We start from the raw sequence: 22,667 nt of genomic DNA, 5'->3' as shown, positions 1-22,667 counted from the left end.
CCACGTGCGACCGTTCGTGACCCGGATGCGACCGTCATGCGACCGGAGTTGTGCGTAATACCCGGCCGGACTCGGGTTCTGCCGGAGCCCGTTGGGGGAAGGAGGATCCCCACACAGCCGCGCCGACCTCGGGGAGGGGCACGTGCTCAGCAGCACACACCGCGCCGTACACCACGCCGCACACCGTGCGGACGTAGTCATCGTCGGAGCCGGAGTCTCAGGACTCGCGGCCGCACACCACCTGATCGCGGCGGGGGTCACGGTCAGCGTCCTGGAGACCGCCGCCGATCCCGGCGGCCGGATGGCCACCGCGTCGGTGGACGGCTTCCGGCTCGACCGGGTCGGCCAGCTCCTCAACACCTCGTACACCGAACCCGACCGCACCCCGGGCCTGGAGGGACTGGTCCTGCGCCCCTTCGCCCCCGGCGTCCTGGTCGCCGGCGCCGACGGCAGGCAGCAGCGGGCCGGGGCCCTCACCCCCGCCCGCGCCCTGGCCAGCGGCTCCCTGGACCAGGCCCGCCTCAGCGCCGCCCTCGCGCGGCTCGCCGCACTGCCCCCGGACCGGCTGCTCGCCCGGCCCGAACGCACCGCCCACGCCGCCCTGCGCACCCGCGGCCTGCCGCCCCGCACCGTCAACGGGATCCTGCGGCCCCTGCTGTCCGCCCTGCTGCGCGACCCGGAGCTCACCACCTCCAGCCGCGTCGCCGACCTCGCCCTGCGCACCTTCGCCCGCGGCCGGCTCGCCGTCCCGGAGGGCGGCGCCCGCGTCCTGCCCGACCTCCTCGCGGCCGGCCTGCCCCCCGGCACCGTCCGCACCGGCGTCCGGGTCCGCTCCGTCTCCACCCACCTGGTCACCACCGAGGAGCACGGCGACTTCGCCTGCCGCTCCGTCGTCCTGGCCACCGGCGCCCGCGCCGCCGCCGAACTGCTGCCCGGCCTGCGGGTGCCCGACTTCCACGAGGTCACGGTCATCCACCACGCGACCCGCACCCCCCTGCCCTGGGACGGCTCGCTGCTCCTGGACGCCGACCCGAAGTGGCCGATCGCCCACACCACCGTGATGAGCGCCGTCGACCCCACCCGGGCCCCCGCCGGCCGCGGCCTGGTCACCACCACCGTCCACGGCCCGCCCCCGCCCGCCCGCACCGTCGCCGCGCGCCTGGCCCGGCTCTACGAGACCTCGACCCGGGACTGGGAGCTCCTGGCCGTCCACCACACCCCGGAGGCCGTCCCCGCCATGCCGCCCCCGTACGACCTGCGACGACCCGTACGGGTCCTGGCCGGGCTCTACGTCTGCGGGGACCACCGCGACTCGAACACCGTCCAGGGCGCCCTGCACTCCGCCCGGCGGGCCGCCGGGGCCCTGCTGCGCGACTTCGGCATCCCGATCCCGGCCCACCCGCGCCCCGCCGTACCGGCGGCCGCCTGACCCACCCGTCGGGGCCCGGTCCCTCCCGGGACCGGGCCCCGACGGACGCGCCCGCGATCAGGACAGGGCCGCCACGCGGTCCCGGTACGTCCGCACGGCCGCCGCGTCCCGGTAGGGCTCCAGCCGCCGCTCGAAGTCGCGCACGTACTCCACCGCCCGCACCGACCGCATCTCCGTCGCCTGCTGCGCCGCCTCCGCCCCCAGCGCGCAGGCCTGGTCCAGCTCGCCCAGCCCCAGCCGGGCCGTGGCCAGCACCACCCGGCAGAACAACCGCGAGCGGGCGAAGCCCGGCGCCCGCAGCTGCAGGGACCGCTCCGCGTGCTGCGCCGAGGCCCGGTACTGCTGGAGGTCGCGGTGGCAGTGCCCGAACTCGTCCGCCAATTGCCCCTCGTCGAACAGCCGGGCCCAGTGCGGTACGTCGTCCCCCGGCCGGGCCGCGCCGAGCGCCCGCTCGGCCCGCACCAGACAGGCCGTGGCCGCCCGCACCTCGCCCAGCACCGCGTGCCCGCGCGCCTCGGAGGAGTGCAGCAGGGCCTGCACCACCGGCGGCGGGCCCGACCCGACGCCCTGCTGGGCCACCCTGGCCAGCTGCACCGCCTCCCGGCCGTGCCCGAGGTACACCGCCTGCCGGCTCATCGTGATCAGCACGTACGACCCGTACGCCCGGTCCCCGGCGGCCTGCGCCAGCCGCAGCGCCTGCACGAAGTAGCGCTGGGCGAGCCCGTGGGCGGCGATGTCGTACGAGGTCCAGCCCGCGAGGCGGGTCAGGTCGGCCGCGGCGGAGAACAGCCGCCGCCCGGTGGCCTCCCCGTAGGTGCCCCGCAGCATGGGCTCCGCCTCGTGCTCCAGGTACCGCACGAGGGCCTGCCGGGCGTGCCCGCCGCCGTAGGTGTGGTCCAGGGTCCGGAACAGCTCGCCCACCGACCGCAGCGCCGCGATGTCCCCACCCGTCACCCGCTGTCCGGGACCCCGGTCCACCTGCCGTTGCCGCGGGACGGAGGCGCGGCCCTGCGCCGGGACCCGGGCGCCGGCCTCCGCGCCGCGCCCCACCCGCTCGTCGGCCCGGCCGATGAGCCAGTCCCGGCTGGGGACGACCAGCCCGGCCGGGGTGAAGGCGATCTTGCGCAGCTCGGCGTGCGAACCGGAGTCCTTGCGCCACAGGCCGCTCGCGATGTCGACGGCCTCCTCGGGGGTGGCCGCGAACTCCAACCCGGCGTAGACGGGCGCGCAGGCGTCCAGGCCCAGGTCCTGGGCGGACAGGCGGCGGCCCAGACGCCGGGTGAAGACCTCCGCGATCAGCGCGGGGGTCGTACCGCGCGGCTGTTGGCCGCGCAGCCACCGGGTCACGGAGGTTTTGTCGTACCGCAGGTCGAGCCCGTGCTCCAGGCCGAGCTGGTCGACGCGGCGGGCGAGCCCGGCGTTGGAGAACCCGGCTTCGGCGATCAGCGCCGCGAGCTGCCGGTTGGGGACGCGCTGGGCAGGTCGTTCCGTCATCGGCTCCACGGTTTCCTGACGCGACGGACCGGAGCACCGGCCCTTGAACGGCGCGAATGTAGCGGCGAACTTCGCTCACACCGCCCTCTCTGCCCCACATTCATCCGATCGTGTGCAGATTGGGTAGGGCTCTTTACGGCCCGATCCACACCCTCCGCGTACGCTGCGCCCCGACGACCCGCCGGCCCCGACCCCGCGGGACCGGGCCGGGGCCCGGCGCGGGAGGGGCCTGACGGCCCGCGCGGGGGTCGCCGTACCCTTGCCGAGTGCGATACGTGCACACAGCAGGTTCAACGAGGAGGCGCCGCGGTGACTGAGCTTTCGTTCGTCCATCTGGGCTTCGGGCCGGAATCCGTCGAGTACACCGAGGCATGGGAGGAGCAGCGGCGCGTGCACGCCGCCCGCTTCGCCGAGGAGATCGGCGACACCTGCCTGCTCGTGGAGCACCTGCCGGTCTACACGGCCGGTCGGCGCACCGACCCGAGCGAGCGTCCCCTGGACGGCACCCCCGTCATCGACGTGGACCGGGGCGGCAAGATCACCTGGCACGGCCCCGGTCAGCTCGTCGGCTACCCGATCATGAAGCTGCCCCGGCCGGTCGACGTGGTCGCGCACGTGCGCCGCCTGGAGGAGGCCCTGATCCGCACCGCCGCCGAGTTCGGCGTGGCGACCACCCGGATCGAGGGCCGTTCCGGGGTGTGGGTGCTCGGCGACCCGGTCGAGGACCGCCCGAAGCTCGGCGGTCTCTCCCTGGACTTCGACCCCCGCCTGCACGACGACGAGTTCGACGCCCGCCTCAACGGACCCGAGTACGCTCCGTCCAACGCCGGCCAGCGCCGCGAGGACCGCAAGCTGGCCGCCATCGGCATCCGGGTCGCCAAGGGCGTCACGATGCACGGGTTCTCGATCAACGTGAACCCGGACAACACCTGGTTCGACCGGATCGTGCCCTGCGGCATCCGGGACGCCGGTGTGACCTCGCTCTCGTACGAACTGGGCCGCGAGGTCACCATCGCCGAACTGCTGCCGGTGGTGGAGCGCCACCTCAGGGACGTGCTGGAGAACGCGGAGCTGCGTCCCCGCGAGATCGAGCCGGCCGCCGGCTGACCGGCGGGGGAATGCGTCCGGCCGACCTCGGGTTGGCCGACGTAAGAGCGTACGAAATTACGGGCGTACCCTGGTGGGCGCCGAAGAATCGAAGTCACAGGGAGCCGGTCGTGTCCGCAGTCGCACCCGACGGACGCAAGATGCTGCGCCTGGAGGTCCGTAACAGCCAGACCCCCATCGAGCGCAAGCCCGAGTGGATCAAGACCCGGGCGAAGATGGGTCCCGAGTACACGAAGATGCAGGCCCTGGTGAAGGGCGAAGGACTGCACACCGTGTGCCAGGAGGCCGGTTGCCCCAACATCTACGAATGCTGGGAGGACCGCGAGGCCACCTTCCTCATCGGTGGCGACCAGTGCACCCGGCGCTGTGACTTCTGCCAGATCGACACGGGCAAGCCCGAGGCCCTGGACCGGGACGAGCCGCGTCGCGTCGGCGAGTCCGTGGTCACCATGGACCTGAACTACGCCACCATCACCGGCGTCGCCCGCGACGACCTGCCGGACGGCGGCGCGTGGCTGTACGCGGAGACCGTGCGGCAGATCCACCAGCAGACGGCGGGCCGCGAGGCCGGCCACACCAAGGTCGAGCTGCTGGCCCCCGACTTCAACGCGGTCCCGGAGCTCCTGGAGGAGGTCTTCGCCTCCCGCCCCGAGGTCTTCGCGCACAACGTCGAGACCGTGCCGCGCATCTTCAAGCGGATCCGCCCCGGTTTCCGCTACGAGCGCTCGCTCGACGTGATCACCAAGGCGCGCGAGTACGGCCTGGTGACGAAGTCGAACCTGATCCTCGGCATGGGCGAGGAGCGCGCGGAGGTCAGCGAGGCGCTGCGCGACCTGCACGCCGCGGGTTGCGAACTCATCACGATCACCCAGTACCTGCGCCCCTCGCCGCGGCACCACCCCGTCGAGCGCTGGGTGAAGCCGGCCGAGTTCGTCGAGCTGGCGAAGGAGGCCGAGGAGATCGGCTTCTCCGGCGTCATGTCCGGCCCGCTGGTCCGTTCCTCCTACCGGGCGGGCCGCCTCTACACGCAGGCGATGGAGAAGCGCAGCGGAGCCGTAGCGTAGGTTGCGGGCCCGCTCGAGGTACGAGGGCGGGCACGCGGCCGAAGCGGTGGCGAGGCGGAGCTCGACCGACGGGGCGAGAAGCGCGCGACCGTGTGACGCGCGCTACGCGGTGGACCGTGTGAAGTCACGCACAAACCCTTACCGCCGGGTAACAAAGTGGTGGCGCGGCCCCTAGGCTCATTCGAGGAAGAGCCTGGCGGGCCGCGTCAGTGTTTGCAACGCGTCGATCACATTTGACCGACCGGTCACGCCCTGGTAACACCTGTCAGTGACGCTGGGTCCACGCACCGCACACAATCCGATGCGAGCTCCGAGAGAGGGATCGACATCATGCAGGCCGCGCCCGTTCGCGCCATCGCCATTCCGTCCTTCACCCAGGCCGTCCGCGGCATCGAATCGCTCCTCATGAGCGGTGCCCGCCGCAACGCCTGGACCGCGGTCCTGGAGGACCGCCGCAGGGCGAAGGACCGGGTCGAAACCGAGCACGTACTCGAGGCCGCGGCCACCCGTACCCCACAGGCCACGTAAACTCGCCCTATGGCGAGGAAGTCAAACGCAGAGACTGCTGCGAACCCCGGGCGAATGAAGCAGATCGCCCTGACGTACAAGATGACGCGCAAGGCCGACCCGAAGGTCGGTCTGATCGTCGCGGGCCTGGGAATCGTCACCTTCGGTGTCTTCCTTGCGATCGGCTTCCTGATCGGCCACCCGGTCTACCTGGGCATCCTGGGCTTCCTGGTGGCGTTCCTCGCGATGGCGATCGTCTTCGGACGACGGGCCGAGCGGGCTGCCTTCGGGCAGATGGAGGGACAGCCGGGCGCGGCCGCGGCCGTACTGGACAACGTGGGACGGGGCTGGACCACCACCCCGGCCGTCGCGATGAACCGCAACCAGGACATCGTGCACCGCGCCGTCGGCAAGGCGGGCGTCGTCCTCATCGCGGAGGGCAACCCGAACCGGGTCAAGACCCTCCTGGCGGCCGAGAAGCGCAAGCTGGCCCGCATCATGCCGGACGTCCCGGTCCACGACTTCATCGTGGGCACCGGCGAGGGCGAGGTGCCGCTCAAGAAGGTCCGTACGACCCTCCTGAAGCTCCCGCGCGTCCTGTCGGGCCCCCAGATCACCCAGGCCAACGACAAGCTCCGGGCCATGGGCGACCTCATGAGCAACATGCCGGTGCCGAAGGGCCCCATGCCGAAGGGCATGCGGATGCCGCGCGGCGGGAAGATGCGCTGACGCCGTAGTCGACGGACCCGGGCCGGTCGCGAGAGCTGCCGGCGGACCGATCGTCGTACCTACGGTTCGTATACACGCGGGGGCGCCCCCGGCCGGAAGGCCGGGGGCGCCCCCGTTTCTCGTGCGTGCGTGCGCCGTGCGGGCCCCGTGCGCGGGGCGCGGGTACCCGAGGGGCCCCCGGGTGCCCCGGGCGGGAGACCGGCGCTAGATGCGGACCTGGAGGGCGCCCGCGAGGCGGTCGTGGAGGCCGCGGCCGTCGCGGTCCCAGATCAGCGCCGGGACGACCAGGGCCAGCAGGGCCGTGCGCAGCAGGACGCGCGGGATGCCGAGGCGGCCGCCGTCCTGCGAAATCACCCGGAGGCCGAGGATCCGCTTGCCGGGGGTGAAGCCCACCGTGCTCACGGTGAGCAGGGTCAGGGCCAGGAAGAGGCCCAGCGTCCAATTGCCGGCGGCGGCCAGGTCGCCGCCCGTGATCAGTCCGTATGCGATCAGCTGGCAGCCGATCCAGTCGATGGCGACGGCTCCGATCCGACGTCCGAAGCGGGCCACCGAGCCGGGCCCCGACTGGGGCAGGCCGAGCCGCTGGCCCGGATAGCCGAAGTCGACGCCCATCTCCTCGGCGGCCGCACGGGGGCCGGAGAGCCAGGATCCGATTGCTTGCCTGTTGTCCACCCGACCACGGTACCGGTGGTGTCTGCGGGCCCTCGGACGGGACCCTGGTTAACTTGTGCGAAACAAATGGGTCATGCTTGGGAAATCCCGCCTGCTTATGGTCGGGTCAGCGTGCGGCACCGCACTGACGCACCACGAGCTATAAAGCCCGTCCCTGCCCCGGGTCGGGAGTAGGAGGAGTTGGATGTTCAAGAACGCCGACGAAGTGAAGCAGTACATCGAGGAGAACGACGTCAAGTTCGTCGACGTCCGCTTCTGCGACCTGCCTGGTGTGATGCAGCACTTCACCATCCCGGCGCGAGCGTTCGACCCGGCGGAGGAGCTCGCCTTCGACGGTTCCTCGATCCGCGGTTTCCAGGCGATCCACGAGTCCGACATGGCTCTGCGCGCCGACATCACCACCGCGCGGCTGGACCCGTTCCGCAAGGACAAGACGCTCAACATCAACTTCTTCATCCACGACCCGATCACGGGCGAGGCCTACAGCCGCGACCCCCGCAACATCGCGAAGAAGGCCGAGGCCTACCTCGCCTCGACCGGTATCGCCGACACCGCGTTCTTCGGCCCCGAGGCCGAGTTCTACGTGTTCGACAGCGTGCGCTTCGCGACCTCCGCGAACGAGGGCTTCTACCACATCGACTCCGAGGCCGGCGCCTGGAACACCGGCTCCGAGGAGAACAACCGCGGCTACAAGGTCCGCTACAAGGGCGGTTACTTCCCGGTCGCCCCGGTCGACCACTTCGCGGACCTGCGCGCCGAGATCTCCCTCGAACTGGACGCCCAGGGCCTCCAGGTCGAGCGTCAGCACCACGAGGTCGGCACCGGTGGTCAGGCCGAGATCAACTACAAGTTCAACACGCTGCTCGCCGCGGCCGACGACCTGATGCTCTTCAAGTACATCGTGAAGAACGTCGCCTGGCGCAACGGCAAGACCGCGACCTTCATGCCGAAGCCGATCTTCGGCGACAACGGCTCGGGCATGCACGTGCACCAGTCGCTGTGGGCGAACGGCGAGCCGCTGTTCTACGACGAGGCCGGCTACGCGGGTCTGTCGGACACCGCCCGCTACTACATCGGCGGCATCCTCAAGCACGCCCCGTCGCTGCTGGCGTTCACCAACCCGACGGTGAACTCCTACCACCGCCTGGTGCCGGGCTTCGAGGCCCCGGTCAACATGGTGTACTCGCAGCGCAACCGCTCCGCCGCCATGCGCATCCCGATCACGGGCTCGAACCCGAAGGCCAAGCGCGTCGAGTTCCGCGCGCCGGACCCGTCGTCGAACCCGTACCTCGCCTTCGCCGCCCTGCTCCTCGCGGGCCTCGACGGTGTCAAGAACAAGATCGAGCCGATGGAGCCGATCGACAAGGACCTCTACGAGCTCTCGCCCGACGAGCACGCGAGCGTCCCGCAGGTCCCGACCAGCCTGGAGGACGTCCTCAAGGCCCTGGAGGAGGACCACGAGTACCTCCTGGCCGGCGGTGTCTTCACCCCCGACCTCATCGAGACCTGGATCGACTACAAGCGCACGCACGAGATCGCCCCGATCGCCCAGCGTCCGCACCCGCACGAGTTCGAGCTCTACTTCGACCTGTAAGAACCCCAGGTCAGCGTAGGCAGGGAAGGCCCCCGCGGCTCTCTTCGGAGAGCGGCGGGGGCCTTCTGCTTTTGACAGCCGGGCCTGTCCGGGTAACGGTTGATACCGACGTAAAAGCCCGATAAGCCAGACACGTTCGGAGGTGCATGAAGATGCGCCGTAGGATCGTTGGAGTCGTCGTCGCCGGAGCCGCGGGGCTCACCCTGGGGCTGTTGCCGGCGACCAGTGCCTCCGCCCACGACGGCGGTTGGGGCGGGCGTTCGGACTCCCGCTACTCCGACCACTGGTACGACGACGACTGTGGCGGCGGCGGGAACGGCCGTTGGAACGACCACCACCGCAACTACGACGACGACTGGGGCCGTTGGGACAACGCCAACTGGGGCCACGGCGGTTGGTACGACGACGGGTACGACGGCCGCTACTACTACGACGACCGGGGCGGGTGGCGCTGACCCTCCGCACCGACGGACACCGTAGGGCCGTAGGGCCGTAGGACCGATGCCCCTGTTCCGCGCGTCAGCGGAGCAGGGGCATCGCGCCGGTCAGCTCGCGCAGGCAGCGGACCGCCAGGTCGGCGGGGGAGCCGGGGCCCGAGACCGGGGCGTCGCCGGCCGACCAGACCTCCAGGGCGACCCGGATCGCGTCCGTGGCCGCCGCCGCGACCAGGCGCACCGACACCTCGCTCGCCCCCGGTCCGGCCAGGCGGGCCACCACCGGCACCAGGCGCTCCTCGGACTCCTGGTTCACCCGGTACCAGACGCCCCGTAGCGCCTCGTCGGCCGCGGCCGCGCGCAGCAGTCCCCGGGTGACCTCGAGGCCCTCCTCCACGGCCTGGGAGTCGCTGAGCGAGCGGGTGACCGCCCGCTCCAGGGCGACCGCCAGGGGGGTGCCGGGATCCTCTTCCGCGAGCAGGGCGCGCCAGGCGTCGCCGCCGCCCGCGAGGAGGGGGGCGACCGCTTCCTGCTTGTTGCGGAAGTAGCGGTAGAACGTGCGCAGGGCCACGCCGGCGCGGTGGGCGATGTCCTCGGCGGTGGTGCCGTCGGGGCCGTGTTCGGCGAAGAGCTCGCAGGCGGCGCGGGCGATGTCGAGCTGGGTGGCGGCCTTGCGCCGCTCGGTCAGCGACGGGGTTCCGGGACCGCTCTGGGGGGAGTACGGGCGGGGAGATCTCACGGGTGAAGCGTACCGCCCGGGATGCCAGGCATTGCATTGCGTGACACTCTGGCAAAACGTGCCATGTGCTCGGTACCCTTCGCCCATGAACCGTTACGAAGGACGCCGAGTCCTCATCACCGGCGGCGGCTCCGGCATCGGCCAGGCCACCGTCCACCGCATTCTCGCCGAGGGCGGCCGCGTCCACACCGTGGACGTCAACGAGGCCGGCCTCGCCACCACCGCCGACCGCGCCGCCGCCGACGGCCACGCCGACCGGCTGACCACCGCCGTCCTCGACATATCCGACGAGGCCGCCGTCAAGGCCGGGGTCGCCGCCGCCGTCGACGCCCTCACCGGCATCGACGTACTCGTCAACGCGGCGGGCATCCTGCGCTCCGCGCACACCCACCAGACCACGCTCGACTTCTGGAACAAGGTCATCGCGGTCAACCTGACCGGCACCTTCCTGGTCATCCGCGAATCCCTCCCGGCGCTCCTCGCCGGCGACCAGCCCGTCGTGGTCAACTTCAGCTCCACCTCGGCGAGCTTCGCCCACCCCTACATGTCCGCCTACGCGGCCAGCAAGGGCGGCATCCAGTCCATGACCCACGCCCTGGCCGCCGAGTACAGCAAGCAGGGCCTGCGCTTCGTCGCCGTGGCCCCCGGCTCCATCGAGAGCGGCATGACCACCGGCGAGGGCCCCGGCCTGCCGCAGGACACCGACTGGAGCCTGTTCACCAAGCTCGCCCCGGCCCTCGGCCAGGGCTTCGCCGGCCCCCAGACCGTGGCCGGCGTCGTCGCCATGCTCGGCTCCGAGGACGGCGCCTTCATCACCGGCACGGAGATCCGCATCGACGGCGGTACGCACTTCTGAGGCGTGTCGTGCGGGGCGCCACGGCCCCTCAGGCCCGGAAGCGGTCCCAGAGCCGGGGGAAGCGTTCCGCCAGCACGGACTCGTCCTCGAAGTCCAGCGCGGCGCCCTCCGGCTCGGCCGCCTGCAACGGGATCCCGAGGTCCGGGGCGACCGCGCCCGTCAGCTGCTCGTACGCCTCGTCCGCCGCGTACCCCAGCTCCTCGCCGTCCCCGTCGATCTCCTCGTCGAACTCGCCCAGCAGCTCCGCCAGGCGGTCCGGCTCGTGGACGCCGCCCTCGAACACCTCCCGGCCCTGGCCGATCAGCCAGCACCGGAAGTAGTCGAACGCGTCGTCGCTCGCCCCGTCCAGCAACACCCACGCCGCTCCCCACAGCTCCCAGGTGTACGCCCGGTTGTACCGCGACTCGAAATGTCGGGCGAAGTCCAGGACGGAGTCGGGGTCGAGCAGGGCCAGCCGCTCCACGAGCAGCTCGGCGTGTTCCTCGGGGTCGCCCTCGGCGGCCTCGCGGGTACGGTCGACGATCTCCCAGAACTCCGTCTCGTCCATCACCGCTCCAGCATCACGGCTCGCCACCGGCGCCGCCACCGCGCATACGGCCAAAGGCGGCGCGGGCACGGGAACGCCGCGAGGCGGCCCGCCCCCGAAGGGGTGGGCCGCCTCGCGGTCGGATCGGTGCGCGGGCTCAGAGGCCGTAGCGCTCCCGGGCCTCCTTGACGGAGGACGCCGGTACCTCGCCGCGGCGGGCGAGCTGGGCCAGCGCGGCCACCACGATCGACTGGGCGTCGACACCGAAGTGGCGGCGGGCGCCCTCACGGGTGTCGGACAGACCGAAGCCGTCCGTGCCCAGCGAGGTGTAGTCCTGCTCGACCCACTGGCTGATCTGGTCCGGGACCTGACGCATCCAGTCGGAGACGGCCAGGACCGGGCCCTGGGCGCCCTCCAGCGCGCGGGTGACGTACGGGGTGCGGACCTCGCCGCGCAGCAGCGCCTCGTCGCACTCCAGCGCGTCGCGGCGCAGCTCGCCCCACGAGGTGGCGGACCAGACGTCGGCGGAGACGTTCCAGTCGGCGGCGAGGAGCTTCTGCGCCTCCAGCACCCAGTGGATCGCCGTGCCCGAGGCCATGAGCTGGATCTTCGCGGCGTCGGCGGCCGGGGCCGCCTCCGCCAGGTCGGCCGCCGTGTTGAAGCGGTACAGACCCTTGACGATGCCCTCCTCGACGCCCTCGGGCATCGCGGGCTGCACCTTCGGCTCGTTGTAGACCGTCAGGTAGTAGAAGACGTCTTCCGGCGTCTCGCCGTACATGCGGCGCAGACCGTCCTTGACGATCACCGCGATCTCGTACGCGAAGGCCGGGTCGTAGTTCAGCGACGCCGGGTTCGTGGACGCGATCAGGTGCGAGTGGCCGTCCGCGTGCTGGAGGCCCTCGCCGGTCAGCGTGGTGCGACCGGCGGTGGCGCCGACGATGAAGCCCTTGCCGAGCTGGTCGGCGAGCTGCCACATCTGGTCGGCGGTGCGCTGCCAGCCGAACATCGAGTAGAAGATGTAGAACGGGATCATCGGCTCGCCGTGCGTCGCGTACGACGTGCAGGCGGCGATGAAGTCGGCCATGGCGCCGGCCTCGGTGATCCCCTCGTTGAGGATCTGGCCGTCCTTGGCTTCCTTGTAGTACATGAGCTGGTCGCGGTCGACCGGCTCGTACGTCTGGCCCAGCGGCGAGTAGATGCCGGCCGACGGGAAGAGGGACTCCATGCCGAAGGTGCGGGCCTCGTCGGGGACGATCGGCACCCAGCGCTTGCCGGTCTCCTTGTCCCGCATCAGGTCCTTGACGAGGCGGACGAAGGCCATGGTGGTGGCCATCTCCTGCTTGCCGGAACCCTTGAGGAGCGGGGCGAAGGAGCGGTCGGCCGGAGCCGGCAGGGCCACGTGGTGGACCTTGCGGGCCGGGGCGGGGCCGCCGAGCGCCGCGCGGCGCTCGTGCAGGTACCGGACCTCGGGGCTGTCCGCGCCGGGGTGGCCGTAGGGGACGACGCCGTCGGCGAAGGCGCTGTCGGGGATCGGGAGGCCAAGGAGGTCGCGCATGTCCTTGAACTCGTCGATCGTCAGCTTCTTCATCTGGTGGTTCGCGTTCTTCGACTCGAACCCGGCACCCAGCGTGTGGCCCTTGACGGTCTGCGCGAGGATGACCGTCGGCGCGCCCTTGTGGGCGAGGGCGGCCTTGTACGCGGCGTAGACCTTGCGGGGCTCGTGGCCGCCGCGCGAGGTGTGGAAGCACTCGGCGATCTTCGCGTCGGACAGGACGCCGGCCAGCTGTACGAGTTCGGCGTTGGCGCCGAAGAAGTGCTGCCGGATGTACGCCACGTCGCGGGTCGCGTAGGTCTGGAACTGCGCGTCCGGTACCTCACGGATGCGACGGACCAGGGCGCCCGTGGTGTCGAGCTGGAACAGCTCGTCCCAGGCGGAGCCCCACAGGGTCTTGATGACGTTCCAGCCGGCGCCGCGGAACTGGGCCTCCAGCTCCTGGACCACGCGGAAGTTGGCGCGGACCGGACCGTCGAGGCGCTGCAGGTTGCAGTTGATGACGAAGGTCAGGTTGTCGAGCTGCTCGCGCGAGGCCAGGGCCAGGGCGGCGGTCGACTCGGGCTCGTCCATCTCGCCGTCGCCGAGGAAGGCCCAGACGTGCGAGTTGGCGGTGTCCTTGATGTTCCGGTTCTGCAGGTAGCGGTTGAAGCGCGCCTGGTAGATCGCGGAGAGGGGGCCGAGGCCCATGGAGACCGTGGGGAACTCCCACAGCCACGGCAGGCGCCGCGGGTGCGGGTAGGAGGGCAGGCCGTTGCCGCCGGACTCCTGACGGAAGTTGTCGAGCTGCTGCTCGGAGACGCGTCCGTCGAGGAAGGCGCGGGCGTAGATGCCGGGGGAGGCGTGGCCCTGGATGTAGAGCTGGTCGCCCGATCCGTCGGCCTCCTTCCCGCGGAAGAAGTGCTGGAAGCCGGTCTCGTAGAGCCAGGCGGCGGAGGCGAAGGTGGCGATGTGGCCGCCGACGCCGTACTTGGAGCCGCGGGTCACCATGGCGGCCGCGTTCCAGCGGTTCCAGGCGGTGATCCTGGCTTCCATCGCCTCGTCACCGGGGAACTCGGGTTCCGCGGAGGTGGGGATGGTGTTGACGTAGTCCGTCTCCAGCAGCTTGGGCAGGGCGAGGCCTGCGGCCTCGGCGTGCTGGAGGGTGCGGCGGAGCAGGTACTCGGCGCGGCGCGAACCGGCGGCCTTTGCGACGGCGTCGAGGGAGGCCGCCCATTCGGCGGTCTCCTCGGTGTCGCGGTCCGGGAGCTGGTCGAGCTCGCTCGGAAGCTTTCCTACGGGGTCGGACATCGGTGTGCGCCGCCTTCCGGACAAAGGAGAGGAGGTGGTGAAGAAAACCCTGACGGGCAGGACAGGGTCGATGGGCCCGGGTGGGGTCCGCGTCGACTGTAAAGCGCTGATCGATGATCGATCAAATAAAAGTGACGAATAAATGTCGCTGTGACGAAAGTCGGCACCGGGTGCCATGAACGCAGGCACGCCGTGCCGGTGGATTCAGTACAGGGCCTGGCACCGGAGGGTCCCTTGAGGAATCCTCAAAACCCCAGGTCAAATGGGGTTTCGCAGGGTAAGGGAAAGGCCGGCGGCAAGCCCGCCGGCGAAAGGATCAAGCGCGCGGGGCGCAACCCAGGACATGCCGCTTCACCAGCAGCCCGATGTCCGGATCCTGGGCACGGAAGGCGGCCACGAGGGCCTCGTGCTCCTCGGCGTAGGACTTCTGGACGGTACCCAGCCAGCGGATGGACAGGGCCGTGAACACCTCGATGCCCAGGCTCTCCCAGGTGTGCAGCAGGACGCTGTTCCCGGCCGCCCGGACCATCTCCCGGTGGAAGCCCACGGTGTGCCGCACCTGCGCCGTGCCGTCCTCGGTGCGGTCGGCCTCCCACAGGGCCGCCACGTGCGGTTCCAGGGCCGAGCAGTCGGCCGCCAGCCGGGGAGCCGCGAGCTCCGCCGCGATCTGCTCCAGGCCGGCCCGGACCGGGTAGATCTCCTCCAGGTCGGCCGCCGAGAGGTTCCGTACGCGGACCCCCTTGTTCGGGGCCGACTCGATCAGTCGCAGCGTCTCCAGCTCGCGCAGGGCCTCCCGCACGGGCGTCTGGCTGACCTCCAGCTCCACCGCGATCCGCCGCTCGACGATCCGCTCCCCGGGCTTCCAACGGCCGCTGACGATCCCCTCCACGATGTGCTCGCGGATCTGCTCGCGCAGCGAGTGCACGACGGGTGGGGTGATCATCGGCGCTTCAACTCCTGGGTGGGGGCACGCGGGGCCTGATGCGTAGACAATACGGCCGTCGTGGCCTGCTGCGATGCGTTCCCGGTCGGGGACTGAGGGTGAGGCTCGTTACAACGACGGCGCCCCCGCCCGGACGAATCCGGGCGGGGGCGCCGCGATCGACGGCACGGGCCGTGCGCGGGGACCCTTACAGGCCGAGCTCGACCTCGAACTCGCCGGCCTCCAGGATGGCCTTGACGGCCGTGAGGTACCGGGCCGCGTCCGCGCCGTCCACCAGGCGGTGGTCGTAGGACAGGGTCAGGTACGTCATGTCGCGGATGCCGATGTTGGTGCCCTCGGCGGTCTCGATGACCACCGGACGCTTGACCGTGGCACCGATGCCCAGGATGGCGACCTGGTTCGGGGGCACGATCACCGTGTCGAACAGCGCGCCGCGCGAGCCGGTGTTGCTGATGGTGAAGGTCGCGCCCGACAGCTCGTCCGGCGTGATCTTGTTGCCGCGGACCTTGCCGGCCAGGTCGGCCGTGGCCTTGGAGATGCCCGCCAGGTTGAGGTCACCGGCACCCTTGATGACCGGGGTCATCAGGCCCTTCTCGGAGTCCACGGCGATGCCGATGTTCTCCGAGTCGAAGTAGGTGATGGTGCCCTCGTCGTCGTTGATCCGGGCGTTGACGACCGCGTGGGCCTTCAGCGCCTGGGCGGCGGCCTTGACGAAGAACGGCATCGGGGACAGCTTGACGCCCTCGCGGGCGAGGAAGCCGGCCTTGGCCTTCTCGCGCAGCTTCATGATCTTGGTGATGTCCACCTCGACCACGGAGCTGAGCTGCGCCTGCGAGTGCAGGGCCTTCATCATGTTGTCGCCGATGACCTTGCGCATGCGGGTCATCTTGACGGTCTGACCGCGCAGCTCGGACACCGCGGCGGCCGGAGCCTTCGCGGCCGGGGCGGCGGCGGCCGGAGCCGGGGCGGCCGCGGCGGCCTTGGCGGCCTCGGCGGCGGCCAGGACGTCCTGCTTGCGGATGCGGCCACCGACACCGGTGCCCGTGACCGAGGACAGGTTGACGCCGGACTCCGAGGCGAGCTTGCGCACCAGCGGGGTCACGTACGCACCCTCGTCACCGGAGGCGACCGGAGCGGCGGGGGCGACGGGCGCCGGAGCCGCGACCGGGGCCGGAGCGGCCACCGGGGCCGGGGCGGCCGGAGCGGCCACCGGGGCCGGCGCCGGAGCGGCGGCGGCGGGCGCGGCCACGACCGGAGCCGGGGCGGCGACCGGAGCGGCCGGAGCCGGAGCGGCCGCGGGGGCCGGAGCGGCGGCGGCCGGGGCGGCGGCGGGAGCCGCGCCCGCGACACCGATGACGGCCAGACGGGCGCCGACCTCGGCGGTCTCGTCCTCGCCGACCAGGATCTCGAGCAGGGTGCCACCGACCGGCGCGGGGATCTCGGTGTCGACCTTGTCGGTGGACACCTCCAGCAGCGGCTCGTCGGCCTCGACGGTCTCGCCGACCGACTTCAGCCAGCGGGTGACGGTGCCCTCGGTGACGGACTCGCCCAGCGCGGGCAGCACGACATCCGTGCCGGACGCGGCGGGAGCGGCGGCGGCGGGGGCCTCGGCGGCCGGAGCCGGCGCGGCCGGGGCCTCGGCGGCGGGCGCCGGGGCGGCCGGGGTCTCGGCGACCACGGTCTCGGCCTCCGGGGCGGCGGCCGGGGCCGGGGCGCCGGAGCCGTCGTCGATGACGGCCAGCTCGGCGCCGACCTCGACGGTCTCGTCCTCGGCGACCTTGATGGAGGCCAGGATGCCGGAGACGGGGGAGGGGATCTCGGTGTCGACCTTGTCGGTCGAGACCTCGAGCAGCGGCTCGTCGGCCTCGACGCGCTCGCCCTCGGCCTTCAGCCAACGGGTGACAGTGCCCTCAGTGACGCTCTCGCCGAGCGCCGGAAGGGTTACGGAAACCGACATGGTTTCTGTTGCTCCTTACGAAAGTGCGGAAGTGGTCGTCGCGCCCGTGACGAATCAGTCGTGGGAGTGCAGCGGCTTGCCGGCCAGGGCCAGGTGGGCCTCGCCGAGCGCCTCGTTCTGGGTCGGGTGCGCGTGGATGAGCTGCGCGACCTCGGCGGGCAGGGCTTCCCAGTTGTAGATCAGCTGGGCTTCGCCGACCTGCTCGCCCATGCGGTCACCGACCATGTGGACGCCGACCACGGCACCGTCCTTGACCTGGACGAGCTTGATCTCGCCCGCGGTCTTGAGGATCTTGCTCTTGCCGTTGCCCGCCAGGTTGTACTTGAGGGCGACGACCTTGTCCGCGCCGTAGATCTCCTTGGCCTTGGCCTCGGTGATGCCGACGGAGGCGACCTCGGGGTGGCAGTACGTGACGCGCGGGACACCGTCGTAGTCGATCGGGACGGCCTTCAGGCCGGCCAGACGCTCCGCGACCAGGATGCCCTCGGCGAAGCCGACGTGCGCCAGCTGGAGGGTCGGGACGAGGTCACCGACGGCCGAGATGGTCGGCACGTTGGTCTGCATGTACTCGTCGACCAGGACGTAGCCGCGGTCCATCGCGACGCCCTGCTCCTCGTAGCCCAGGCCCTGCGAGACCGGGCCGCGGCCGACCGCGACCAGCAGCACCTCGGCCTCGAAGGTCTTGCCGTCGGCGAGGGTGACGCGTACGCCGTTCTCGGTGTACTCGGCCTTGTCGAAGAAGGTGCCGAGGTTGAACTTGATGCCGCGCTTGCGGAACGCGCGCTCCAGCAGCTTCGAGCTGTTCTCGTCCTCGACCGGCACGAGGTGCTTGAGGCCCTCGATGACGGTGATGTCGGAGCCGAAGGACTTCCACGCCGAGGCGAACTCGACGCCGATGACGCCGCCGCCCAGGACGATCGCCGACTCGGGGACGCGGTCCAGGACCAGCGCGTGGTCCGAGGAGATGATGCGGTTGCCGTCGATCTGCAGGCCCGGCAGCGACTTCGGCACGGAGCCGGTCGCCAGCAGGACGTGGCGGCCCTGGACGCGCTGACCGTTGACGTCGACGGACGTCGGGGAGGACAGGCGGCCCTCACCCTCGATGTACGTCACCTTGCGGGAGGCGACCAGGCCCTGGAGGCCCTTGTACAGGCCCGAGATGACCTCGTCCTTGTACTTGTGCACGCCCGCGATGTCGATGCCCTCGAAGGAGGCCTTGACACCGAACTGGGCGGCCTCGCGCGCCTGGTCGGCGACCTCACCGGCGTGCAGCAGAGCCTTCGTGGGGATGCAGCCGTTGTGCAGGCAGGTGCCACCGAGCTTGTTCTTCTCGATCAGCGCAACGTCGAGACCCAGCTGGGATGCGCGGAGAGCCGCGGCGTAACCGCCACTGCCACCGCCGAGGATCACTAGGTCGAAAACGGTGCTGGCGTCGTTCGCCACGTCACGTCCTCCATGCATGTGCGCCGGGCACCGGTCCTCTGTGACCGGGCGGCGGCTGGTAATCGGCCGCTTGTTTCTTCGGCCCTGTGGTGGGGGCCCTGTCCTGCCGAGAACCCATCTTCGCATTTGTCGGGGGAACGCGGGACGCCGGGCCCCGGGTGTGGACGGTCGTTCCGTCCGAAGTGAGGGTTACCGCTGCGTAGAAACCTACTGATCCTCAAGGTTTCTTCCAGAGCGAACGCGCCCCGGGACCACGAACGGGTCCCGGGGCGCGTTCCGCACGTCACACCGGTCGTCTCACGGACCGGTACGTCAGCCCAGGTCGCCCGTGGCGGTGCGCTCGGCGAGCCGCACCAGGGTGCGCACGGCCGAGCCGGTGCCGCCCTTGGGGGTGTACCCGTACGGGGCGCCCTCGTGGAAGGCCGGACCCGCGATGTCCAGGTGGGCCCAGGTGATGCCCTCGCCGACGAACTCGCGCAGGAAGAGGCCGGCCACCAGACCGCCGCCCATGCGGACACCCATGTTGGCGATGTCGGCGGTGGGGGAGTCCATGGACTTGCGCAGGTCCTCGGGGAGCGGCATCGGCCAGGAGGACTCGCCGACCTCCTCCGCGATCTCGTGGATCGAGGTGCGGAAGGCGTCGTCGTTCGCCATGATCCCGAAGGTGCGGTCGCCCAGGGCCAGCACCATCGCGCCGGTCAGGGTCGCCACGTCCACGATCGCGTCCGGGTTGTCCTCGGAGGCCTTGGTCAGCGCGTCGCCCAGGACCAGACGGCCCTCGGCGTCGGTGTTCAGGACCTCGACGGTCTTGCCGCTGTACATGCGCAGCACGTCGCCGGGCTTGGTGGCGGAGCCGGAGGGCATGTTCTCGGCGAGCGCGAGCCAGCCGGTGACGTTGACCCGCAGGCCCAGCTTCGCGGCCGCGACGACGGCGGCGAAGACGGCGGCGGCGCCGGCCATGTCGCACTTCATCGTCTCGTTGTGGCCGGCCGGCTTGAGGGAGATGCCGCCCGAGTCGTAGGTGATGCCCTTGCCGACGAAGGCCAGGCTCTTCTCCGCCTTGGCGTGCGTGTAGGTGAGCTTCACCAGGCGCGGCGGGTTCTCGGAGCCCTTGCCGACGCCCATGATGCCGCCGTAGCCGCCCTTGACGAGGGCCTTCTCGTCGAGGATCTGGACCTTGATGCCGTTCTCCTTCGCGGTCGCGGACGCGACGGCGGCGAAGGCCTCGGGGGTGAGGTCGTTCGGCGGGGTGTTGATCAGGTCACGGGCGATGTTGACCTCGGTCGCGACGATCGTGGCGCGCTCGGCCGCGGCCTTGTGCTCCTTGTCGCGCGGCTTGGCGCCGAGCAGGGCCACCTCGGCCAGGGGCTGCTTCGGGCCGGAGTTCTTGCCGTTGCCGGCCTTCTTCTCGCCGCCCTGGTAGGCGGTGAAGGCGTACGCGCCCAGCAGCGCGCCCTCGGCGACGGCGGTGACGGCGGAGGCGTCGTCCAGGGGGAGCGCGAAGGCGGCCTTCTTCGTACCGTGCAGGGCGCGGGAGGCGGAGCCGGCGGCGCGGCGCAGCACCTCCTCGTCGAAGGACTCGTCCGCCTCGGGCGCGGAGCCCAGCCCGACCGCCAGCACGACGGGGACCTTGAGACCGGCCGGTGCGGGCAGCTTCGTGATCTCGCCTTCGGCGCCGGAGGCACCGAGGGCGTCGAGCACGGCGGAGAGCTTTCCGTCGAACGCCTTGTCCACGGCCTCGGCGCCGGCGGCCACGAGGAGGCCCTTCGGGCCCTTGGCCACGCCGACCACGAGGGCGTCGGCGCGCAGCGTCGCTGCGCCGGCGGTGCTGAGAGTCAGAGCAGTCACGGTGGTGAGGTCTCGCTTCCGTTTGTGTATGGGGAGCTGGTGGTGGTACCGGGATCGCCGGCCGCTTCCGCAGCGATCGTATTCCGGCGCGGCGGCCGCCGGAAACGAGCCTACGCGCACGTACTCGCCCGTACGTCACTCGAAGGTTTGGCAACTTGTTCGATCAACGCGCCGCGAGGTTCACCCATCTGTGGACTCTGCTCCAGGTTTGCCTCTTAGACCTGACGGGGTCCGAGAGGATCGAGCCACTCTCGCAAGGGGACGCGGGGTTCCTTTGCATGATTTCCACAGAGCCTCACCCGTTCGGCCCTCCGCCTGTGGCCGGCACCGGGGAGGCCTGCGGGGGGAAGGCCGAAATGGTCAACAAGAACCGGATGAACAGGGTCGCCGCCGCCATGGCCGCGGCAGCTCTGATGTCCGTGGCAGTACCCGCCGCGACCGCGCACGCCGCGGCCGTGACACCGCGCGTCGACCTGAAGGTGCTGGTCGTCGACGACGGTGGCAGCTCCGTCGAGGCGATCACCGCCGAGCTGCGCGACACCGGAGTGCCGTTCACCCGCGTCGACCTGGGCAGCCCCACGCGCCCGGTCATCAACGCGGCGTTCCTCAGCGACACCGTGGACGGTCGGCCCCGGGCCAAGTACCAGGGCGTGGTCCTGCCCAACGAGAACCCGTTCGGCGCGGGCTCCGCCGAGATGACCGCGCTGAGCGCGTACGAGACGACGTACGGGATCCGCCAGGTCGACGCCTACACCTGGGCCCACCCGGGAGTGGGTCTGGAGTACACGGACAACGGAGGCTTCAGCGGCACCCTGGACGGCACGCCGGCCACGGTCACCGCGGCCGGCAAGGCGGGCCCCTTCGCCTACCTCGGAGGTCAGGTCACCTTCGAGGACAACTCCCCGCTGGTGCCCGAGAGCTACGGCTTCATGGGCAAGCCGCGCGCCGGCTACACCAGCTACCTCGACGCCCCCGTCGGCTCCGGGCGGGCCTCGCTCGTCGGCGAGTACACCCACGACGGGCGCAGCGAGCTGGTCGTCACCTTCGGCTACAACCAGCACCAGCAGCAGTTCCGGCTGCTCGCCCGGGGCATCGTCGAGTGGCTCACGCAGGGCGTCCACCTGGGCCAGAGCCGCAACTACTTCGCCGTCCACGTCGACGACGTCTTCGCCCCGGACGCCCGCTGGAACAAGGAGCTCGACTGCACGCCCGGCGACTACGCCTGCGCGGGCGGCGAGGGCAAGGAGAGCACCATCCGGATGACGGCCGCCGACGCGCAGTACGCGGCGCAGTGGCAGACGTCGAAGAACTTCAAGCTCGACCTGCTCTTCAACGCGGGCGCCGGCGAGGAGTGGAAGGCCGAGAACGGCGGGGTCGACGCCCTGACGGACCGGCTGGTGGCCGACCGGGCCAAGTACCGGTGGATGAACCACACCTACACGCACCCGTTCCTCGGCTGCGTGCAGGACACCACCACCGTGCCGTGGACCTGCACCAAGAACGCCCAGGGCGCGATCAACTGGATGAGCCGGGCCGAGATCTCCGCGCAGATCCGCGACAACAACAACTGGGCCGCGTCCAAGGGCATCGTCACCGACCGCACCGAGCTGGTGACCGGCGAGCACTCGGGGCTCAAGACCGCCCCGCAGCAGCCCCAGGACAACCCCAACCTCGCGGGCGCCCTCGCCGACAACGGCGTCAAGTGGGTCGGCAGCGACAACTCCCGCGAACCCGCCCAGCGGGCCGTCGGCGCCGCCCTGACCGTCCCCCGCCACCCGATGAACGTGTACTACAACACGGGCACCAACGCGGAGATGGCCGACGAGTACAACTGGATCTACACCAGCCGGGCCGACGGCGGCAGCGGCATCTGCGAGGACAACCCGGCGACCTCGACCTGCCTGCCGGCCCCGCTCGACGTCAACACGGGCTACCTGAGCACCATCGTGCCCGCCGAGGCCCGCACCGCGCTGCGCCACGTCCTCGCCAACGACCCGCGCCCGCACTACGTGCACCAGTCCAACCTCGCCGAGGACCGCACCCTCTACCCCGTGCTCAACCAGGTCCTCGACACCTACCGGTCCCTGTACGCGGCCTCCGCGCCGATCGTCAACCAGAGCATGAAGGACACCGGTCTCGAACTGACCCGCCGCACCGCCTGGGACAAGGCGCTCGCCGCGGGCCAGGTCACCGCCTACAAGATCGGCAAGGACGTCACCGTCAAGGCGCCCGCCGGGGTCCTCGCCCCGATCACCGCGCCCAACGGGACGAAGAAGCAGCTGCTGCTCGGCACCACCGACTTCGGCGCCGCCTACGCCGGGAACCTCTCCGGCTGGACCGGCCCCGCGCTGCTCCAGAGCGCGGTGACGCTCCGCCTGCCCAGCTGATCCACCTCCGCACCACCACACATCGCACGGGCGAGTGAGCCGAAGGGGGTGCGGCGGGCAGACCGTCGCGCCCCCGGAGGCGAACCGAGCCCGACA

18 protein-coding genes are annotated in these 22,667 nt (G+C 71.2%); 9 read left to right on the top strand and 9 right to left on the bottom strand.

The genetic code is table 11. The annotated features are described in order from the left end of the window. Positions 1-142 precede the first annotated feature (142 nt). On the top strand, positions 143-1,429 hold the full coding sequence (locus ACZ6ZI_RS01640) for an FAD-dependent oxidoreductase (RefSeq protein WP_469514382.1): 1,287 nt from the start codon (positions 143-145) through the stop codon (positions 1,427-1,429). A 57-nt stretch (positions 1,430-1,486) separates the two neighbouring features. Here the strand turns inward: ACZ6ZI_RS01640 and ACZ6ZI_RS01635 are convergent, their stop codons facing one another. After that, positions 1,487-2,923 carry a regulator gene (locus ACZ6ZI_RS01635; protein WP_469514379.1) on the bottom strand — a complete coding sequence of 479 codons (1,437 nt, stop codon included), beginning with the start codon at positions 2,921-2,923 and terminating at the stop codon, positions 1,487-1,489. Positions 2,924-3,232: 309 nt separating this feature from the next. Between ACZ6ZI_RS01635 and lipB the strand changes: the two genes are divergently transcribed. The 4 genes from lipB to ACZ6ZI_RS01615 all read left to right on the top strand — a co-directional run bounded on the left by lipB (position 3,233) and on the right by ACZ6ZI_RS01615 (position 6,330). After that, complete coding sequence (lipB, locus tag ACZ6ZI_RS01630) at positions 3,233-4,030, top strand: lipoyl(octanoyl) transferase LipB (protein WP_363056977.1); 798 nt, start codon at positions 3,233-3,235, stop codon at positions 4,028-4,030. A 110-nt stretch (positions 4,031-4,140) separates the two neighbouring features. Continuing rightward, positions 4,141-5,094, top strand: coding sequence for a lipoyl synthase (gene lipA, locus ACZ6ZI_RS01625; RefSeq protein WP_469514377.1), 954 nt, complete (start codon positions 4,141-4,143; stop codon positions 5,092-5,094). Between the two features lie 330 nt (positions 5,095-5,424). After that, positions 5,425-5,622 (top strand): SCO2195 family GlnR-regulated protein, encoded by a 198-nt coding sequence (locus tag ACZ6ZI_RS01620; RefSeq protein WP_363056973.1) that lies wholly within the window; start codon positions 5,425-5,427, stop codon positions 5,620-5,622. Positions 5,623-5,631: 9 nt separating this feature from the next. Beyond that, positions 5,632-6,330: a DUF4191 domain-containing protein gene (locus tag ACZ6ZI_RS01615; protein ID WP_469514373.1), complete on the top strand. Its 699-nt coding sequence runs from the start codon at positions 5,632-5,634 to the stop codon at positions 6,328-6,330. A gap of 204 nt (positions 6,331-6,534) precedes the next feature. On the opposite strand, the gene ACZ6ZI_RS01610 is transcribed toward ACZ6ZI_RS01615, so the two are convergent. Beyond that, positions 6,535-7,002 (bottom strand): RDD family protein, encoded by a 468-nt coding sequence (locus ACZ6ZI_RS01610; protein ID WP_363056967.1) that lies wholly within the window; start codon positions 7,000-7,002, stop codon positions 6,535-6,537. A 184-nt stretch (positions 7,003-7,186) separates the two neighbouring features. On the opposite strand from ACZ6ZI_RS01610, the gene glnA reads away from it, so the two are divergent. Next, entirely contained in the window at positions 7,187-8,596 is a 1,410-nt protein-coding gene (glnA, locus tag ACZ6ZI_RS01605; protein ID WP_363056965.1) for a type I glutamate--ammonia ligase, read from the top strand. A 152-nt stretch (positions 8,597-8,748) separates the two neighbouring features. After that, a complete protein-coding gene (locus ACZ6ZI_RS01600) occupies positions 8,749-9,051 on the top strand; it encodes a hypothetical protein (RefSeq protein WP_469514367.1) in 303 nt (100 codons plus the stop codon). A 64-nt stretch (positions 9,052-9,115) separates the two neighbouring features. On the opposite strand, the gene ACZ6ZI_RS01595 is transcribed toward ACZ6ZI_RS01600, so the two are convergent. Next, positions 9,116-9,769, bottom strand: coding sequence for a TetR/AcrR family transcriptional regulator (locus ACZ6ZI_RS01595; protein ID WP_469514364.1), 654 nt, complete (start codon positions 9,767-9,769; stop codon positions 9,116-9,118). 85 nt (positions 9,770-9,854) lie between these two features. Between ACZ6ZI_RS01595 and ACZ6ZI_RS01590 the strand changes: the two genes are divergently transcribed. After that, the gene (locus tag ACZ6ZI_RS01590; RefSeq protein ID WP_469514361.1) at positions 9,855-10,625 is read left to right on the top strand and encodes an SDR family NAD(P)-dependent oxidoreductase; all 771 of its coding nucleotides are present in this window, start codon (positions 9,855-9,857) and stop codon (positions 10,623-10,625) included. A 28-nt stretch (positions 10,626-10,653) separates the two neighbouring features. Here the strand turns inward: ACZ6ZI_RS01590 and ACZ6ZI_RS01585 are convergent, their stop codons facing one another. The 6 genes from ACZ6ZI_RS01585 to ACZ6ZI_RS01560 all read right to left on the bottom strand — a co-directional run bounded on the left by ACZ6ZI_RS01585 (position 10,654) and on the right by ACZ6ZI_RS01560 (position 20,184). Then, a complete protein-coding gene (locus tag ACZ6ZI_RS01585) occupies positions 10,654-11,172 on the bottom strand; it encodes a DUF4240 domain-containing protein (protein WP_363056957.1) in 519 nt (172 codons plus the stop codon). Between the two features lie 136 nt (positions 11,173-11,308). Continuing rightward, entirely contained in the window at positions 11,309-13,993 is a 2,685-nt protein-coding gene (gene aceE, locus ACZ6ZI_RS01580; RefSeq protein WP_469514357.1) for a pyruvate dehydrogenase (acetyl-transferring), homodimeric type, read from the bottom strand. Positions 13,994-14,309: 316 nt separating this feature from the next. Continuing rightward, complete coding sequence (locus tag ACZ6ZI_RS01575; protein WP_469515772.1) at positions 14,310-14,933, bottom strand: GntR family transcriptional regulator; 624 nt, start codon at positions 14,931-14,933, stop codon at positions 14,310-14,312. 190 nt (positions 14,934-15,123) lie between these two features. Further along, positions 15,124-16,893, bottom strand: a complete 1,770-nt coding sequence (gene sucB / locus ACZ6ZI_RS01570) for a 2-oxoglutarate dehydrogenase, E2 component, dihydrolipoamide succinyltransferase (RefSeq protein ID WP_469514354.1) — start codon at positions 16,891-16,893, stop codon at positions 15,124-15,126. A 54-nt stretch (positions 16,894-16,947) separates the two neighbouring features. Further along, positions 16,948-18,336 (bottom strand): dihydrolipoyl dehydrogenase, encoded by a 1,389-nt coding sequence (lpdA, locus tag ACZ6ZI_RS01565; RefSeq protein ID WP_363056951.1) that lies wholly within the window; start codon positions 18,334-18,336, stop codon positions 16,948-16,950. Positions 18,337-18,648: 312 nt separating this feature from the next. Continuing rightward, on the bottom strand, positions 18,649-20,184 hold the full coding sequence (locus ACZ6ZI_RS01560) for a leucyl aminopeptidase (RefSeq protein WP_469514350.1): 1,536 nt from the start codon (positions 20,182-20,184) through the stop codon (positions 18,649-18,651). A 356-nt stretch (positions 20,185-20,540) separates the two neighbouring features. Here ACZ6ZI_RS01560 and ACZ6ZI_RS01555 point away from each other — a divergent pair, with 356 nt between their 5' ends. Then, positions 20,541-22,571 (top strand): hypothetical protein, encoded by a 2,031-nt coding sequence (locus ACZ6ZI_RS01555; RefSeq protein ID WP_469514347.1) that lies wholly within the window; start codon positions 20,541-20,543, stop codon positions 22,569-22,571. Positions 22,572-22,667 lie beyond the last annotated feature (96 nt).

It is taken from the genome of Streptomyces sp. NPDC103540 (genome assembly GCF_055584445.1).
Note: the sequence above shows the minus strand (reverse complement) of the source record. Positions and strands in the feature narration are given on the sequence as shown.